The organism is Variovorax sp. 160MFSha2.1, from assembly GCF_048305075.1.
GTDB lineage: Bacteria > Pseudomonadota > Gammaproteobacteria > Burkholderiales > Burkholderiaceae_C > Variovorax > Variovorax guangxiensis.
This window is the reverse complement of record NZ_CP157624.1, coordinates 121,549-138,811: the sequence shown is the minus strand read 5'-3', so window position 1 is coordinate 138,811 and position 17,263 is coordinate 121,549. Positions and strand designations below refer to the sequence as shown.

General features: G+C 69.6%; 16 protein-coding genes. 11 read left to right on the top strand and 5 right to left on the bottom strand.

The window, feature by feature from the left end; all coding sequences use genetic code 11:
• The first annotated feature begins 1 nt into the window (after position 1).
• On the top strand, positions 2-1,813 hold the full coding sequence (locus tag ABL838_RS00555; protein ID WP_418123618.1) for a feruloyl-CoA synthase: 1,812 nt from the start codon (positions 2-4) through the stop codon (positions 1,811-1,813).
• Positions 1,814-1,834: 21 nt separating this feature from the next.
• Here the strand turns inward: ABL838_RS00555 and ABL838_RS00550 are convergent, their stop codons facing one another.
• Entirely contained in the window at positions 1,835-2,749 is a 915-nt protein-coding gene (locus tag ABL838_RS00550) for a LysR substrate-binding domain-containing protein (protein ID WP_418123616.1), read from the bottom strand.
• Positions 2,750-2,875: 126 nt separating this feature from the next.
• Here ABL838_RS00550 and ABL838_RS00545 point away from each other — a divergent pair, with 126 nt between their 5' ends.
• From ABL838_RS00545 to ABL838_RS00535, 3 genes are read left to right on the top strand one after another with little or no spacing between them, the layout of a single operon-like run.
• Entirely contained in the window at positions 2,876-4,243 is a 1,368-nt protein-coding gene (locus ABL838_RS00545) for an MFS transporter (protein WP_184639001.1), read from the top strand.
• 20 nt (positions 4,244-4,263) lie between these two features.
• A complete protein-coding gene (locus ABL838_RS00540; RefSeq protein WP_418123614.1) occupies positions 4,264-4,770 on the top strand; it encodes a GAF domain-containing protein in 507 nt (168 codons plus the stop codon).
• A 25-nt stretch (positions 4,771-4,795) separates the two neighbouring features.
• Positions 4,796-6,055, top strand: coding sequence for an amidohydrolase family protein (locus ABL838_RS00535; RefSeq protein ID WP_418123613.1), 1,260 nt, complete (start codon positions 4,796-4,798; stop codon positions 6,053-6,055).
• A gap of 9 nt (positions 6,056-6,064) precedes the next feature.
• On the opposite strand, the gene ABL838_RS00530 is transcribed toward ABL838_RS00535, so the two are convergent.
• Positions 6,065-6,871, bottom strand: coding sequence for a PaaX family transcriptional regulator (locus ABL838_RS00530; protein WP_418123611.1), 807 nt, complete (start codon positions 6,869-6,871; stop codon positions 6,065-6,067).
• Positions 6,872-6,948: 77 nt separating this feature from the next.
• On the opposite strand from ABL838_RS00530, the gene ABL838_RS00525 reads away from it, so the two are divergent.
• On the top strand, positions 6,949-7,731 hold the full coding sequence (locus ABL838_RS00525; protein ID WP_184639009.1) for a crotonase/enoyl-CoA hydratase family protein: 783 nt from the start codon (positions 6,949-6,951) through the stop codon (positions 7,729-7,731).
• Between the two features lie 9 nt (positions 7,732-7,740).
• Here the strand turns inward: ABL838_RS00525 and ABL838_RS00520 are convergent, their stop codons facing one another.
• Complete coding sequence (locus ABL838_RS00520) at positions 7,741-9,132, bottom strand: PLP-dependent aminotransferase family protein (protein ID WP_184639011.1); 1,392 nt, start codon at positions 9,130-9,132, stop codon at positions 7,741-7,743.
• Positions 9,133-9,269: 137 nt separating this feature from the next.
• On the opposite strand from ABL838_RS00520, the gene ABL838_RS00515 reads away from it, so the two are divergent.
• Genes ABL838_RS00515 through ABL838_RS00505 form a run of 3 tightly spaced genes read left to right on the top strand, consistent with a single transcriptional unit; the run spans position 9,270 to position 12,465 of the window.
• A complete protein-coding gene (locus ABL838_RS00515; RefSeq protein ID WP_418123609.1) occupies positions 9,270-10,568 on the top strand; it encodes a hydroxymethylglutaryl-CoA reductase, degradative in 1,299 nt (432 codons plus the stop codon).
• A 59-nt stretch (positions 10,569-10,627) separates the two neighbouring features.
• Positions 10,628-11,080 carry a hypothetical protein gene (locus ABL838_RS00510; protein WP_418123608.1) on the top strand — a complete coding sequence of 151 codons (453 nt, stop codon included), beginning with the start codon at positions 10,628-10,630 and terminating at the stop codon, positions 11,078-11,080.
• Positions 11,077-12,465, top strand: a complete 1,389-nt coding sequence (locus tag ABL838_RS00505; protein WP_184639017.1) for a tripartite tricarboxylate transporter permease — start codon at positions 11,077-11,079, stop codon at positions 12,463-12,465. Before ABL838_RS00510 ends, ABL838_RS00505 begins: the two co-directional genes overlap by 4 nt.
• Positions 12,466-12,481: 16 nt before the next feature.
• On the opposite strand, the gene ABL838_RS00500 is transcribed toward ABL838_RS00505, so the two are convergent.
• The gene (locus ABL838_RS00500; protein WP_418123607.1) at positions 12,482-12,907 is read right to left on the bottom strand and encodes a surface-adhesin E family protein; all 426 of its coding nucleotides are present in this window, start codon (positions 12,905-12,907) and stop codon (positions 12,482-12,484) included.
• Between the two features lie 87 nt (positions 12,908-12,994).
• Entirely contained in the window at positions 12,995-14,329 is a 1,335-nt protein-coding gene (locus tag ABL838_RS00495) for a hypothetical protein (protein ID WP_418123606.1), read from the bottom strand.
• A gap of 97 nt (positions 14,330-14,426) precedes the next feature.
• Between ABL838_RS00495 and ABL838_RS00490 the strand changes: the two genes are divergently transcribed.
• The 3 genes from ABL838_RS00490 (at position 14,427) to minC (ending at position 17,257) form a co-directional block, all read left to right on the top strand.
• Entirely contained in the window at positions 14,427-14,849 is a 423-nt protein-coding gene (locus ABL838_RS00490) for a hotdog fold thioesterase (protein ID WP_126020671.1), read from the top strand.
• Positions 14,850-14,985: 136 nt separating this feature from the next.
• Complete coding sequence (locus ABL838_RS00485; RefSeq protein WP_418123604.1) at positions 14,986-16,269, top strand: solute carrier family 23 protein; 1,284 nt, start codon at positions 14,986-14,988, stop codon at positions 16,267-16,269.
• A gap of 229 nt (positions 16,270-16,498) precedes the next feature.
• A complete protein-coding gene (gene minC, locus ABL838_RS00480) occupies positions 16,499-17,257 on the top strand; it encodes a septum site-determining protein MinC (protein WP_126020675.1) in 759 nt (252 codons plus the stop codon).
• Positions 17,258-17,263 lie beyond the last annotated feature (6 nt).

Sequence of the window (17,263 nt, the reverse complement as noted above, 5' to 3'; positions counted from 1 at the left end):
AATGACCGACTTCCTCCTCGATGAAAACCTGATCGCCCCGCCCCGCACGGTGCGCATCGACTTCGACGACGGCTCCTTCGCGCTGCGTTCGCCGATGGCGCTGAAGCCCTATGCGCGCTGCATCGGCGAATGGCTGGAGCGCTGGGCGCGCGAGACGCCCGACGCGCTGGCCTTCGCGGAGCGCGACGAGAGCGGCGAAGGCTGGCGCAAGCTGGACTACCGCGCGCTGCGCCAGGCCGTGGGCTCGGTGGCGCAGGCACTGCTCGACATGAAGCTGCCGGCAGGCCAGCCGGTGGTGATTCTTTCAGACAACGCCATCGACCACGTGGTGCTGATGCTCGCGGCCATGCACATCGGGCGCGCCGCCTGCTCGCTTTCGAGTGCGTATTCGCGCATGGCGAAGGACACCTCGCGGTTGCACGGCATGCTGCAGGCGCTGAAGCCCGCGCTGATCTACGCCTCCGACGCGAAGGTGTACGGCGGCTCGCTCGCGGGCAGCGGCGTGGAGGCCGTCGCGGTGTTCAGCCGCAATGCCGACGCGCACCCGGGCGCCGTCGCCTTCGACAGCCTGCTCGCGGCGAAGGAAACGCCCGCCGTCATGGAAGCCTTCGCGAGCGTGCTGCCCGACACGCACGCCAAGTACCTGCTGACCTCCGGCTCCACCGGCAAGCCCAAGGTGGTCATCAACACGCACCGCATGCTGTGCGCCAACCAGCAGATGATCGCGCAGACCTGGCGCTTCCTCGCGCAAGAGAAGCCGGTGCTGGTCGACTGGCTGCCCTGGAGCCACACCTTCGGCGCCAACCACAACCTGCACATGGTGCTGTGCCACGGCGGCGCGCTCTACATCGACGAGGGCCGGCCTGCGCCGGGGCTGATCGAGAAGACGGTGCGCAACCTGCGCGAGGTGAAGCCCACGCTGCTGTTCAACGTGCCGCGCGGCTTCGACATGCTGCTGCCCTTCCTGGAGGCCGACGAGGCGCTGGCCGCCGACGTGCTCTCGCGCCTGCGCCTGGCCTTCTATGCGGCGGCGGCGCTCGCGCCCTCCACCTGGAAGCGGCTCGAGGCGGTGGCCGCGCGCGTACGGCCCACGCGGCCGCTGTGGCTCACCACCTCCTGGGGCGCGACGGAGACATCGCCCGCCATTACCTCCGCGCACTGGAAGCTCGATGGCGCCGGCTGCATCGGCGCGCCGCTGCCGGGGCTGGAGCTGAAGTTCGTGCCCAACGGCGAGAAGCTGGAGATGCGCGTCAAGGGCGTTTCGGTGTTCCCCGGCTATCGCGATGCCCCGCGCGAAACCGCGCAGGCCTTCGACGAAGAGGGCTACTACCGCATCGGCGACGCCGGCTTCCTGGCCGACCCGTCGCAGCCCGCGCAGGGCGTGATCTTCAACGGCCGCGTGGCGGAGGACTTCAAGCTTTCCACCGGCACCTGGGTGTCGGTGGGCACGCTGCGCGTGAAGCTGGTGTCGATGCTCGCGCCGCACGTGCAGGACATCGTGCTCACCGGCCACGACCGCGACGAGATCGGCATGCTGGTGTTCGCGAGCCCCCAGGGCGCCGCGCTCGCGCCGCAGGCCATGGGCGAACGCATCGCCGGCGTGCTGCGCGCGCTGCGCGACGAGGGCGCGGGCTCCTCGCAGTGCCCCGCCTGCGCGCTGGTGCTCGCCGAGCCGCCGAGCCTCGACGCGGGCGAGATCACCGACAAGGGCTACATCAACCAGCGCGCGGTGCTGACGCGCCGCGCCGCTGAGGTGCAGCGGCTGCATGCGCGCACGCCGAGCGATGCGCTGGTGGTGCGGCTGGAAGGCTGACGCTTCCTTCCCCTCGGGCGCTCAGGCCTGCTCGAACAGCTCCAGCAGCGTGTTCTTGAGCCACCGGTGCAGCCCCGAGGTCTCGTGGCGCTGATGCCAGAAGAGTTCGATGATGCGCGGCGGCGCCTCCAGCGGCACGGGCATCTTGCGCAGGCCCGTCAGGCGCGGGGGCTCGAACTTCTCGGACCAGGGCAGCACCGCGATCAGGTCGGAGCGGCGCACCACCTCGTATGCCGCGCCGTAGTGGTTGACCGTCGCGACCAGGTTGCGCTGCAATCCGCGGCTGCGCAGGAACAGGTCGTAGGTCGGCGTGGTCTTGCCGACCAGGCTCACGTCCACGTGGCGTGCGGCAAGGAATTTCTTCAGCGGAATTCTCTCGGCCCGCGCCAGCGGATGGCCGGCACGCATGATGCAGACGAAGTCCGGCGACCACAGCGCCCGTGACTTGAGGAACGCCGGCCGCCGCACTTCCTCGTTGTAGACGCTGATCGCGAAGTCGGCCTTGTTGTCGGCCAGCACCGGGCCGAAGTCGACCAGCGTGTTGGGAATGGCATGGACCTGCATCGACGGCGCGACCTTGCCGAGCCGTTGCGCCAGCCGCGGCACCACGATGGACGACACGTAGTCGGACATCGCGATGCTCACGCTCGCCGTGCTGCGCAGCGCGTCGAACTGCTCGACGTCCATCGTCGCGCGGATCGCATGCAGCGCCATCGACAGCGGCTCCCACAGGTCGATGGCGCGCCGCGTCGGGTTGACGCCCGCGCCGCTGCGCACGAAGAGCGGATCGTCGAAGGTGTCGCGCAGCCGGCGCAGCGCATTGCTCACCGCGGGCTGCGTCAGCGACAGCTTGCTGGCCGCGCGCGTGACGTTGCCCTCGGTCATGAGGGCCTCGAACACCTTCAGCAGGTTGAGGTCGGCATTGCGGTAGTTCATCGCACTTCCTCTTCGTCCATTCATTCACGAGGTCAATAAACACAATCACGCATATAAATTTGTCGTGATATCCCAGCGATCCTACGATCTGCCGCTTCTCCGCACCACCGAAGTCGAGGGATTCACATGACCATGCTGTCGGCCCGCATCGAGCGCCTGCCGTTCTCCGGTTTCCATCGGCGCCTGCTCTTCATGGGAGGGTTGGGCTACACCTTCGACGCGATGGACGCGGCCGTGATCGCCTTCGTGCTGCCGGTGCTGCGCACCGAATGGGGGCTCAGCAGCGTGCAGATCGGCGTGCTGGCCAGCGCGAACTTCATCGGCTTCTTCTTCGGCGCGCTCGCGGCCGGCACCTGCGGCGACCTGTTCGGGCGGCGCAGGGTGATGATGTCGGCCCTTGCCATCTACTGCGTGGCCTCGCTCTTCAGCGGCATGGTCGACAGCTGGACGCTGTTCCTCGGCCTGCGCATCGTGGCCGGCTTCGGCGCCGGCGCCGAGAGCGCGATCATCGCACCCTACCTCTCGGAATTCGTGGCGCGCCGCTACCGGGGCACCTTCACCGGCGCACTCGCGGGCTTCTTCTCCTTCGGCTTCGTGGCCGCCGCGCTGCTGGGCTACTTCATCGTGCCGGCGCATGCACAAGGTTGGCGCATCGTGATCTTCATCACCGCGATGCCGGTGCTGCTGCTTCTGTGGTGGCGCCGCGCGCTGCCTGAGTCGCCGCGCTGGCTCGAAAGCCAGGGGCGGCAGGCGGAGGCCGGTGCGATCGTGGACGCGATGGAATCCGACACCGTTCGCCGAGGCCTCGCGCTGCCCGCGCTCAACGAGGAAGACGTGGCCGCGCCGCCGCCCAGCAACAGCCGCGGCGGCCTGCTGAAGAACTACGCCACGCTGGTCTCGCGCAAGCTGATGCGCATCAGCGTCATGACGTGGCTGATGTGGCTGTCGATCACCTTCAGCTACTACTCCTTCTTCACCTGGATCCCGAGCCTGCTGATACAGAACGGCATGACCATCACCAAGAGCTTCGGCTATTCGCTGGTGATGTACCTTGCGCAGATCCCGGGCTACTTCTCGGCCGCATGGCTCAACGAGAAGATCGGCCGGCAGGCCACCATCGTGGGCTACATGCTGCTGGGTGGCATCGCGGCACTGGGCCTGGCCTTCACGCACAGCGACACGCAGATCATGGCGGCCGGCGTGCTGCTTTCCTTCTTCATGAACGGCACCTATGCGGGCGTCTATGCCTACACGCCGGAGGTGTTCCCGACGCAGGTGCGCGCCACCGGCTCCGGCCTGGCCTCGGCCATCGGGCGCATCGGCGGCATCACAGCGCCGATCCTGGTGGGCTTCATCTACCCGTCGCTGGGTTTCGCGGGCGTGTTCGGCATGACGACCGCCGTGCTTCTGCTCGGCGCGGCGGCCGTCACATTCATGGGCATTCCCACGCGCGGCCGCTCGCTGGAAGACATCGCAGCCGCGGAGCTTTCCTGAGAGACATCGACCAGACACCCATGCAACCGAACACGAACAACCACCTCATCGACGAATCGCTCTCGGCCGTGGCACGCGCGCACGCCGACACGCAGCAGCCGCAGGCCACCTTCGACGCCATCGACAAGGCGCTGGCCGCCACCGTGGGCCACCGGCTCTTCACCATCCTGGTCCATCACCGCGCGGCGCGCGAGTCGGAGCGCATCTACACCAACATGCGCGATGCCTACCCGGTGGGCGGGCGCAAGCCGATCACCGATTCGCCCTGGATGCAGCAGGTGATGCACCAAGGCCAGCCCTACATCGGACGCACAGCCGACGACATACGCGACGTGTTCTTCGACCACGCGCTCATCGAGTCGCTGGGCTGCCGCAGCGTGCTGAACATTCCGCTGCGCTGGCGCGGCGAGACGCTGGGCACGCTGAACCTGCTGCACCAGGAGAACTGGTACGGCACGCAGCACGTCGAGACCGCGCGCGTGTTCGCGCAGCTCGCAGTGCCGGCCCTGATGGCCGCCGCCGACTGAATGCCTTCACAGGAGACCCTTCATCATGACGAACGCCGTACTGTTCCAGAACGCCAACCTGCTCGATCCGCAGCGCGCCGAGCTGCTGGAAGACCACCACATCCTCGTGGAGGACGGCGTGGTGCGCGAGGTTTCCGACAAGCCCATCCACAGCCCCTCGGCCCGCGCCATCGACGTGAGGGGCAAGACCGTGATGCCGGGCCTCATCGACCTGCACGTGCACGTGATCGCGGTGGAGCTCAACCTCGCGCGGCAGGTGCACATGCCCAACGTGCTGGTGACGCTGCGCAGCGTGCCGATCTTGCGCGGCATGCTGCGACGCGGCTTCACCACGGTGCGCGACGCGGGCGGCGCGGGCTTCGCCTTCAAGCAGGCGGTGGATTCCGGGCTGGCGCAGGGCCCGCGCCTCTTCGTCTCGGGCCGCGCATTGAGCCAGACCGGTGGCCACGGCGATATGCGCGCGCGCTCCGACTACATGGGCAACGGCGACGGCGTGTGCGCCACCTGCGTGCGCGTAGGCGCGCTGGCGCGCGTGGCCGACGGCGTGGACGCGGTGCGCAAGGCGGTGCGCGAGGAGCTTCAGATGGGCGCGGACCAGATCAAGATCATGGCCTCCGGCGGCGTGGCCTCGCCCACCGACCCGGTGGGTGCCTTCGGCTACAGCGAGGACGAGATCCGCGCCATCGTGGCCGAGACACAGGGGCGCGACACCTACGTGATGGCGCACGCCTACACGGCAGCCGCCATCGCGCGTGCCGTGCGCTGCGGCGTGCGCACCATCGAGCACGGCAACCTCGTCGACGCGCCCACCGCCACGCTCATGGCGCAGCTGGGCGCCTACGTGGTGCCCACGCTCGTCACCTACGACGCGCTGGCCACCGAGGGCGAGAGCCTGGGCCTGCCGGCCGAAAGCGTGGCGAAGGTGGCGAGCGTGCGCGAGGCCGGCCTGCGCTCGCTGGAAATCTACAAGGCGGCAGGCGTGAAGATGGGCTACGGCTCCGACCTGCTGGGCGAATCGCAGCGGCTGCAGAGCGACGAGTTTCGCCTGCGCGCCGAGGTGCTGTCGCCGGCCGAGGCCATCGCCAGCGCGACCACGGTGGGCGCCGAGATTCTGGGCATGAGCGACCGCCTGGGCCGGCTGGTGCCCGGCGCACTGGCCGACCTGCTGGTGGTGGACGGCAACCCGCTGCGCGACATCGGCTGCCTGCTGGGCCAGGGCGAGCGCATTCCGCTCGTCATGAAGGAAGGCGTGGTGCAGTTCGACGAACTCGCCACCCTGCACTGAACGAGAACGCTACGGCTGCGCCAGCCACTTGCGCCACAGCACCAGCGCCTTGTCCTGGTAGCGCCGGGTGGCGGCGAGCAGCGCGGTGCGCGGCGCGGTCGACATGAGTTCGGCCGGCAGCAGCGGGTCGCGGATGATGTGCGCGATCACGGCACGGCCCAGCAGCAGCGACTCGCGCGTCGCGGTTTCGAGCTTCTGGGTGGCGAGCCGCTTCTCGCTGCGTTCCACGCCCGCCTGCAGGCGGCGGTAGTCGGCCTCCATGGCGCGCACATTCCACAGCTTGCGCGCGGCCGCCTGCGCCGCCTCGTCGAGGTCGGCGATGCGGAACACCAGCGCGTCGGAGGACAGCCCCAGTGCCGCCAGGTGCTTGCGCTCGGCCGCGAGGCCGCCCGAGAGGTTGTCGGGCCGGATGTGCAGGCCCGGGTGCAGCGCGGCGAAACCGCGCAGCGACAGTGCGAGCGCGTGATGGCGCCACGCGGTCTTGTCGGCGCGCGGCACGCCGGCGTCGTGCACCGCCAGCCAGTCGCCGCGCCATGCGACGGTCTGCGCCTGCCGGTTGCGCCAGGCATCGACGGTTCGCGACAGCGCCGCGCCCTTGCGGTCGAGCATGTAGCTGCCGCGCTCGCCGCGCGCGATCTTGCCCTCGGCCGCGAGCCGCGTCAGGCCCACGCGCAGGGTCGACTCGCCGATGCCCATGAGCGCGCCCGCACGGCACAGCGCCTGCGCGCTCAGCGTGCCGCCGTCGGCCACCAGAAGGTCGAGGATCAGGTCGGGCGCGCTGGGGACGGCGACCGGCACATTACATACTTTGTCCATGTTTGCAGGAGAGAGAAATATTTCCTACGATCATCGTGAGCGATCGAGCATGTAATTTTGCCCGGAAGGATGCGCGCATGGCCATGCAATACGTGAGCTGCGACACAGACGGCGCCGTCTGCACCATCACCCTGAACCGGCCCGACAAGCGCAACGCGGTCGACGGCCTGGTGGCGGCCGAACTGCGAGAGGCCTTCGGCCGGTTCGAGGCCGAAGAGGCCCTGCGCGTCGCGGTGCTCACCGGCGCAGGCGGCAATTTCTGCGCGGGCGCCGACCTCTCCGCCGTGGGCGACCCCGCCCGCCGCAACGAGCTCGACCCCGAAGGCGGCGGCAGCGGCCCGATGGGGCCCACGCGCATGGCGCTGTCGAAGCCGCTGATCGCGGCGGTGAACGGCTTCGCGGTGGCCGGCGGCCTCGAGCTCGCGCTGCTGGCCGACCTGCGCGTGGCCGACGAGGACGCGGTGTTCGGCGTGTTCTGCCGCCGCTGGGGCGTGCCGCTGATCGACGGCGGCACGGTGCGGCTGCCGCGCATCGTGGGCATGGGGCGAGCGCTCGACATGATCCTCTCGGGCCGTCCAGTGGGCGCGCCCGAGGCGCTCGCGATGGGCCTGGTCAACCGCATGGTGCCGCCCGGCGGCGCGCTGGCCGCCGCGCAGCAGCTGGCTCGCGAGATCGCCGCCTTTCCGCAGCGGTGCATGCTGGCCGACCGGCGCTCCGCCTACGAGCAATGGGACATGCCGCTGGCCGAGGCCCTGCGCCGCGAAGGTGCGCTGGGCGTGCCGGTGGTCTTCGCCGAGGGCCAGGCCGGCGCCGCGCGCTTTGCTGGCGGCGCCGGGCGCCACGGCGAGTTCGGAAGCTGAAAACCCGGCCTACCCCTGGCCGATGCGGCGCAGCGTGGTCCGCAGCGCCTTCGCGAAGCGCGGGTCCGCCATGGCGCCGACGTTGAAGCGCGACCAGCGCGACACCTGCGTCGAGTCGACGGCGAAGATACGCCCCGGCGCCATCACGATCTTGCGCGGCAGCAGCTCCTTGGCGAAGGCCAGCGAGTCGGCCACGCCGGGCAGCGCGGCCCACACGTAGAGCGACTGCGGGCTGCGCGCGAACACTTCGGCGTCGACCGACTCCAGCAGCTTGATGGCGTTGCGCGTGGCCTCGCCCAGCCGCGTCTGCAGCCGGTTCAGGTGCCGCTGGTAGTGGCCCTCGCTGAGGATGACGTCGACAGTGCGCTCGGCGTACTCCGAACTGCTCACGTGGATCAGCGCCTTCAGGTCGGCGAGATCGCTCGCGAGATCGGCGCCGCATGCGATGAAGCCCACGCGCAGCGCGGCCGAGAACGACTTGGAGAAGCTGCCGATGTAGATCGTGCGTTCCAGCTGGTCGAGCGCGGCCAGCCGGGGCAGCGCCGTGGGCTTGAAGTCGGCCAGCGGATCGTTCTCGACGATCAGCAGGTCGTGCTTCTGCGCGAGCTGGAGCACTCGGAATGCCTTGGCGGGCGAGATGTCGGAGCCGGTGGGGTTGTGCGCGATCGACTGGGTGAAGAAGAGGCGCGGCCGCTCGGCAACGAGCAGGCGCTCCAGCGCTTCCAGGTCGGGCCCGTCGGCCAGGCGCGGCACGCCCAGCACCTGCGCGCCCGCGAGCTTGAGCTTGCCGAACAGCGGGTAGTAGCCGGGGTCGTCCACCAGCACCTTGCCGCCGGGCGGCACGAAATAGCGGATGACGATGTCCATGGCCTCGTTGGCGCCGTGCGTGAGCACGATCTGCCGCGGTTCGGCGCCGATGCCGAAGTCGGCCAGCTTGCGCACGAGGTGATCGCGCAGCGGCGCGTAGCCGAAGCGGCTGCCGTAGCGAAAGAGCGCACCGAGCCCCGTGCGCACGACCTTGGGGTGGTACTTGTCGAGCCGCACGTCGGCCAGCCACTCGACCGGCGGAAAGCCGTCGCCCACGGCGATCGCGTCGGGCTCGGTCTTGAGCTGCTCGCGCATGAGCCACACGATGTCCATCGCGCGGCCGAGGCTGCCGGCGTCTTCCTCCGCGGGCCCGGGGGCCGAGGGCCGCGCGCACACGAAGTAGCCCGAGCCGCGCCTGGGCTCGACCAGCCCGCGCGACACCAGCAGCTCGAAGGCGGCGACCACGGTGTTCTTCGCATAGCCGTGCAGCTGCGCCAGTTCGCGCAGCGAGGGGAGCTTGTCGCCGGCCTTGTAGGCGCCGCTCGCGATCTGGCGTTCGATGGCGTTGGCGAGCGAATCGGCGATGGTGGTCATGGCCTGCGACTGTGACACAGCGGGCGCGAACGGCCACCCACTGTCTCCACTGTCCCGCCAAACTGTGCCTTCCGGCGGCGGTACAGCCGACCTAAATTGCCTGCTCCCGAACTCGCATTCAGAAGAGACACGCAACGATGGTCGCCGACTCCCGCCTTCCCAACTTCCGCGCACTGACACCCGCGCAGCGCCTCGAACACATCGCGGGCATCGCCTCGCTCACCGCCGACGAGACCGCCCTGCTCGCCCGGCCCGACGCCTTGGGCATGGACCGCGCCAACGGCATGATCGAGAACGTCATCGGCACCTTCGAACTGCCGCTGGGCGTGGCCGGCAACTTCGTGGTGAACGGCCGCGAGTACCTGGTGCCGATGGTGGTGGAAGAACCCTCGGTGGTGGCCGCGGCCTCGTTCATGGCCAAGCTGGCGCGCGAAGCCGGCGGATTCGAGGCATCGAGCACCGGACCGCTGATGCGCGCGCAGGTGCAGGTGGTGGGCATCGGCGATCCGCAGGGGGCACGGCTCGCACTGCTGCGGGCGCGCGAGCGCATCCTGGAGGTGGCGAACAGCCGCGACAAGGTGCTGATCGGCCTGGGCGGCGGCTGCCGCGACATCGAGGTGCACGTGTTCGAAAGCACGCCACGCGGCGCGATGGTGGTGATGCACCTGATCGTCGACGTGCGCGACGCGATGGGCGCGAACACGGTCAACACCATGGCCGAGGCGGTGTCGCCGCTGGTCGAGGAGCTCACCGGCGGCACGGTGCGGCTGCGCATCCTGTCGAACCTCGCGGACCTGCGGCTGGCGCGCGCCCGCGTGCGGCTCGCACCGGCCGTGCTCGCCACGCGCGAGCGCAGCGGCGAGGAAGTGGTGGAAGGCGTGATCGACGCCTACACCTTCGCGGCCGTCGACCCCTACCGAGCGGCCACGCACAACAAGGGAATCATGAACGGCATCGACCCGGTGATCGTCGCCACCGGCAACGACTGGCGCGCGGTCGAAGCCGGCGCACACGCGTACGCCTGCCGCCATGGCCGCTACACCTCGCTCACCACCTGGGAGAAGGACAACACCGGCGCGCTGGTCGGCACCATCGAGCTGCCGATGCCGGTGGGGCTGGTGGGCGGCGCTACCAAGACGCATCCGCTGGCGCGGCTGGCGCTGAAGGTCCTCGGCGTGCAGTCGGCACAGGAGCTCGGCGAAGTGGCCGCTGCGGTGGGCCTTGCGCAGAACCTGGGCGCCCTGCGCGCGCTGGCCACCGAAGGCATCCAGCGCGGCCACATGGCACTGCACGCACGCAACATCGCGCTGGTGGCCGGTGCCGCCGGCGAGGAGATCGACGCCGTCGCGAAGCAGATGGCGGCCGAGCACGACGTGCGCACCGACCGCGCGGTGGCGCTGCTCGAAGCGCTGCGCGAGAAGAACAACAAGAAGTAGGCAGGCAGAAAGGCATTGCGGGCACGGCCCGCATCCACAACAACGACGGAGACAACAGCATGAAGACGGACAGTGCAGGCCGCGCGAGATGGCGGCTGGTTGAGATATGGGGCGACACCGCCGACCTGGGCCACCTCGCGTGGTCGATTGCCATCGGCCTCGTCGTGAGCCTCGCAGGCTTCCTGGTGGCCAACCGCGTGCTCGCGAGCACGGTGGGCACGCCCGAGCTGGCACGGGCCTACGCCATGCTCGCGGGCCTGGGCGGCTGCGTGCTGTCGGGCCTGATCTGCGCCTGGCTCTTCACGCCCAAGCGCGAGGTGATCGAGGGCACGAGCGCCGATCCGCGCTGGCGCGAGGAAGTACTGGCCGAACTGGCCGGCGAGCACGGCGACCTGGGCTCGGTGGCCGACCTGCCCCCTGCAGTGGTGCGCGAGATGAAGGAGCTCGAGATCCACGACCTGTTCGCCTCGTACCGGCCGCGCGCCGCGCGGCAGGAAGGCGGCGCGCCATGATCGACGCATCGCTGCTCGACCAGATCCTCGTCGCCACCGGCATGGGCCTTGTCGGCGCCGTGGTGTTCGCCGCCATCGGCCTCGTCTCGGGCACCGACGAGACCACCACGCTCGCGCCGCTGACGCTGCTGGTGGTGCTGCTGGGCGTGCCGCCCGAGGGCGTCTTCACTTTCTTCCTGGCCGCGGCCGTGGCCAAGCACATGACGCACGCGGTGCCCACGGCGCTGCTGGGCATCCCGGGCGACACCATGGCCACGCCGCTGCTGCAGGACGCCAACGTGCTGCGCAACCTCGGCGTGCCGCACATCGCGCTGCGCAAGATGGTGTCGGGCGCGATCATCGCGGCCTTCATCGCGGTGCCGCTGGCCGTGCTGTTCGCGGTGCTGCTGGCGCCCTACGGCGCGGCCATCACCAAGGCGGCGCCGTGGATCTTCGTGGTGGCGGCCGTGGCCATCGCGTATTTCTCGAGCGGGCGCTGGGCCTCGGTGGCGACGCTGGTGCCCTTCGTGGTGGTGATCGTGGCGCTGCAGGCGCTCACGGGCAAGTACGGCGTGAAGCTCAGCATCAGCTACTTCCTGGGCATCGCCATCGGGCCGCTGGTGGCCGACCTGTTTTCGGTGATCTCGCCGGCCGCGCGTGCGCGCATGAAGCGCGACAAGGTCCGCACCTTCTCGCTGGCGCCCGACGTGAAGGGCTGGTCGGGCTACTTCCCGAACCCGTTCAAGGTGCTCGACCGCGGGCAGGTGAAGTGGACCTTCGCGACGGCGGCCGTCTCCAGCGCCACCTTTGTGTTCAGCCCCGTCGCGATGACGGTGGTGCTCGGCGAGCTGGTGGGCTCGCGCGTGAAGCACGCCTACCACCGGCTCACGACCACGCTGGCCGCGCGCAACGGCGTGACCGAGGCCACCTACATCGCCGAGGCGCTGATTCCGCTGATCGCCATCGGCCTGCCGCTGAGCCCGGTGGCCGCGGGGCCGGCCGCGCCGCTCTTCAACGCGCCGCCGGTCTTCACCATCGACGCGGCCAGCGGCCAGACCCACAACCTGCACAACCTGCTGAGCCACTGGGAGTTCCTGGGCTACGGGATGCTGGCGGTGGTGCTGGCGGCGCTGGTGGCCTATCCGTTCACGATGAACTTCGCGCGCCGCGCGGCGCTCTTCGTCTCACGCAAGGTCAGCCACGAGGCGATCATCGCGACCTTCGTGGGGCTGATCGTGGTGATCAGCGTGTGGGAAGGCCAGTTGCTCGGGCTGCTGGTGATCCTGACGATGGGGCTGCTGGGCGGGCTGCTGTCGCGCGCCATCGGCTTCAACACCGGCGTGCAGTTCATGGGCTACTACACGGCGGTGCTGACGGTGCCTGCGGTGGTGAAGGCCTTCGGCTGATCGGAGAAAGAGGCTGTCAGCGCACCTTCGCGCAGACCGCCTCGAACACCGCGCCGCTCACCGTCTCGGGCTTGCCGACGGGCGACCACTGGGTGTGGCGGCCGATGTCGAGGTCGTGCACCTCGAGCGGCCCGTTGTAGCTGACGACACGGCGCATCTTCTCGCGGCGGCCCTTGCAGTCGTAGTCGCCCAGGTAGTTGGACGCGCGGAAGGGCTGCTTGCCCACGTCGTTCTGGAGCTCGAAGTAGTCGTAGCGGGTCCAGGCCTCGACGAATTCGCCGTGGGGGCGGATCGACGGGATCTTCAGCGAAACCTTCTTGCGGGCCGTGGTCATGAGCTGTGTCCACTCCTGCTGTTTCTGCTGCTGCGCGGTGGCACAAGGGACGGCGGCCACCAGCGCGAAGGCACCGATGGCGGGGATCAGGCGAAGGAACGGATTCATGGCTCAGGCTCCCTGTGTGGTTCTGTATGTCTGCATGGACCGGCACCGGCCGGCAGCCGGAAGATATCAAAGCAGGCCCAAGGCAGCTCAGCGCGGCTTCGGCTGGGTCTTCTTCTGGGCCGGCTTCGGCTTGTCGCCCCCGAACAGCTTCTCCACCTGCTGCCCCACGCGCGCCCCGATGGCCGTGCCCACGCCCGGCAGCACCGCGCTGCCGATGGCCGCGCCGGTGAGCGCGGCGCCGGTCAGCGAGAGCTCGGGGTCGCTCATGCTGCCGCCCACCTTCAGCGGCACGCCGACCACGCCGTCGACGAGGTCGACCGCGATCTCGCCGTCGAGCTTGCGGTTGAAGAGCTTCAGGTTGCCGCTGGCGGTGAGCACGCCCGAGCGGGCCTTGAGGTTGCTGTACTGCATCACCACGCCGTCCTCGGTGCCCTGGGTGTCGAGGGTGCCGGTGAGTTCGTCCAGCGCGGTGGTGCCTCCTCGGCTGATGCCTGCGGTGGTGACGGCCTTGGCCACGTCCAGCCTGGTGAGCGTGGCCGGTTGGACCGAGAAGGTGGTGCGGGTGTGCAGGCTGCGGATGAGCGCGCCGAGATCCTCGGCGCTCGCCGCCTCGGCCGCGAGCGTGGTGGTGCCCGAGAACTTGCCGGCCACCGAGGTGCGGCGGCCGAAGGCCTGCACCAGGCTCTCGATGTCGATCTGGCGCGGCTCCAGGTCGGCCGAGAGCTGGAGCTTGCCGTCGGGCTGCGTCTCGAGGCGGGAGACGCCGTTCCAGGTGCCGCCGCCCACGTCGATGCGGGTGCGCCAGCGGTCCTGCCCGGCCTGGCGGTCCAGCCGCAGGCGCACGGGCGAAGGGGTGCCGGCGCGCTCGATGCGGGCCTGACGCGGGCGCCAGCCGGGGTCGAAGCGGATGTCGCCGTCGTAGGCCAGGGAGATGTCGCGCCTGTCGATCCAGCTCACGTCGCGCCAGCGCAGCTGTTCCACGGGGACGGGCGCGAGCGTCCATGGCGCCGGCAACGCGATGACGCCCTCCCCGCTCTCCCGCGGCTTGGGCCCCTTGCCCCGGAAGGCACGCACCGAGGCGCGCGGCAACACCAGGCCGTCGACCTCGATCTCGTCCACCGCGATGACGCGCTGCAGCAGCGGCGCGAGCTGCAGCTGCACGCTCACGCGGCGCAGGGTGATGGGACGGGGCTGGTCGGTGGCGATGTCGGACAGCACGAGCACGGGTACCGGCACCAGCGCCCAATGGGCGCCACCCACCTTCAGGGCCACGCCGAAGCGCTTCTCGAAGGCCTCGGCGATCTTCGCGGCCACCTCGTCGTCGGTGGGCAGGCGCGCGCTCACCACCCACACCAGCGCGCCCGCGCCCAGCAGCAATGCAACGGCGATGCCGAGGAGCCAGCGGCGCAGGGGGAGCTTCATCGGCGCAAGGTAGCACGCAAAGGCGACTCGGTTTGTCAGCCGCCATCGCTATAGTTTTGGCCACTGTTACAGGCAGGAAGAAAGAAAGAGGCACTGAATGCGTATCTGGAAGAAAGAGGTCTCCGTCGAGACCCTGACGAGCAACCACGTGGGCACCGTCGTCTCCGCGCTGGGCATCGAGTTCCTGGAGGTGGGCGACGACTTCATCCGCGCCCGCTGCCCCGTGGACGAGCGCACCCGCCAGCCCTACGGCATCCTGCACGGCGGCGTGTCGGTGGTGCTGGCCGAGACGCTGGGCTCCTGCGGCGCCCACTACTCGGCCCCCGAGGGCGACCGCGCCGTGGGCCTGGACATCAACGCCAACCACATCCGCTCGGTGACCAGCGGCTGGGTGATCGGCACGGCGCGGCCGGTGCACCGGGGGCGCACCACGCAGGTCTGGCAGATCGACCTGACCAACGAGGCGGGCGAGCTGACCTGCGTATCGCGCATCACGATGGCGGTGCTGCAGGCGCGCTGAAGGCGGCGGCTTTCTTTCTCCTGCGGCAGGGTGCATGCCGGTGTTCAGGGCGGGGTTCATCACCCACAATCACGCCCCGGGAAAGCCGGGACGTCCCGGCCACCGAGCACTACATCCAACAAGAGGAGATAGAAGAATGTTCAACTGGACTGAACGGCCCGCGTCCGCGCTGGCCAACGGCGCGGTAATCGCGCCCGACGAGCGGCTGCCCTGGCTGCAGACCGGCGCGATGGGCGTGCAGCACGTCATCGCGATGTTCGGCGCCACGGTGCTGGCGCCGATCCTTATGGGCTTCAACCCCAACATCGCGATCCTGATGAGCGGCATCGGCACGCTCATCTTCTACTTCGTCACCGGCGGCAAGGTGCCCAGCTACCTGGGCTCGAGCTTCGCTTTCATCGGCGTGGTGATCGCCGCCAGCGGCTACGCGGGCAAGGGGCCCAACGCCAACATCGCGGTGGCGCTGGGGGGCATCGTGGCCTGCGGGGTGGTGTACATCCTGATCGGGGCCATCGTGCAGGCCATCGGCACGGGCTGGATCGAGCGCTTCATGCCGCCCGTCGTCACGGGCGCGGTGGTGGCCGTGATCGGGCTCAACCTGGCGGGCGTGCCCGTCAAGAACATGGCGGCAGGCAACTTCGACGCCTGGATGCAGGCCGTGACCTTCCTCTGCGTGGGCCTGGTGGCGGTGTTCACCCGCGGCATGCTGCAGCGCCTGCTGATCCTGGTGGGGCTGATCCTCGCCACGCTGGTCTACGCCGCGCTGACCAATGGCATGGGCATGGGCAAGCCGGTGAACCTGAGCGGCATCGCCAACGCGGCCTGGTTCGGCCTGCCGACCTTCACCGCGCCGGTGTTCACGGCCAACGCGATGCTGCTGATCGCGCCGGTGGCGATCATCCTGGTGGCGGAGAACCTCGGCCACCTGAAGGCGGTGACGGCCATGACCGGCCGCAACCTCGACCCGTACATGGGCCGCGCCTTCATCGGCGACGGCATCGCCACCGTGGTGAGCGGCGCCGCCGGCGGCACCGGCGTGACCACCTACGCCGAGAACATCGGCGTGATGGCGGCCACGCGCATCTATTCCACCGCCGTGTTCGTGGTGGCCGCCGTCATCGCGCTGGTGCTGGGATTCAGCCCCAAGTTCGGAGCGCTGATCCAGGCCATTCCGCTGCCGGTGATGGGCGGCGTGAGCATCGTGGTGTTCGGCCTGATCGCCATCGCGGGCGCCAAGATCTGGGTCGACAACAAGGTCGACTTCTCGCAGAACAGGAACCTGATCGTGGCGGCCATCACGCTGATCATCGGCACGGGCGACTTCACGCTGAAGTTCGGCGATTTCGCCCTGGGCGGCATCGGCTGCGCGACCTTCGGCGCGATCATTCTTTACGCGCTGCTGGGCCGCTCCAGGAATTGAACTGCGAGCGAGCCCTTCCAGGGATACCGTGGAACCGGCTTTGCCGGGCCACCGGTATCGCCCCCTGCAAGGGGGTTGGCGAAGCGACACGAAGTGCCGCGAAGCCTGGGGGTTAGCTTGGTAACCTCATGAAAGAAGTGTTTGCCGGAGGGCCTGAGGCGGGGGCCCTTCACCGGCCTTTGGCCCGCGCCCGTTAGACTCCAACGCTTTTCGCACCGACGTTTTCCCAATGGCCGATGTCTCCGCCGCGCGCACCAAGGCGGTTTTCGAATTCAAGAGCGCCACGCTGCCGCTGATCGCAGTGATCCTCAAGACGTCCGACCTGGACGTGCTGGCCGAGGCGCTCGACGCCCAGCTGGCGGATTCGCCCGACTTCTTCGAGCAGGAGCCGGTGGTGATCGACCTCTCGCTGCTGCAGGAGTCGCAGGACGACGGCGACATCGACTTCGCCGCCCTGCGCGGCCTGCTGGCGCGCCACCAGACGCAGCCCATCGCGGTGCGAGGCGGCAACGACACCCAGCACGCCGCAGCGCGCGCGGCCGGCCTCTCGGTGGCGGCCATGCCCGCGGCCCCGGCGCCCCGCGCCCCGGCCCCGCCGGCCGAGCCCCCGGCCTCCGAGGCCCCGCAGATCGTGCGCGAGGTGCCGGTGCCGGCCAACGGCACGCTGCTGATCGACAAGCCGCTGCGCTCGGGCCAGCAGGTCTACGCCCGCGGCGGCGACGTGGTGGTGACCGCCATCGTGAGTTTCGGCGCGGAAGTCATCGCCGACGGCAACGTGCACGTGTACGCGCCGCTGCGCGGCAAGGCCATTGCCGGCGCGCGCGGCAACACCGAGGCGCGGATCTTCTCGACCTGCATGGAGGCCCAGCTGGTGGCCGTGGCCGGCATCTACCGGACCAACGAGGTGCCGCTGCCCGACACGGTGCTGGGCAAGCCGGCCCAGGTGCGCCTGGACGGCAAGAAAATCTCGATCGATCCCATTCCCTGAGCGGAC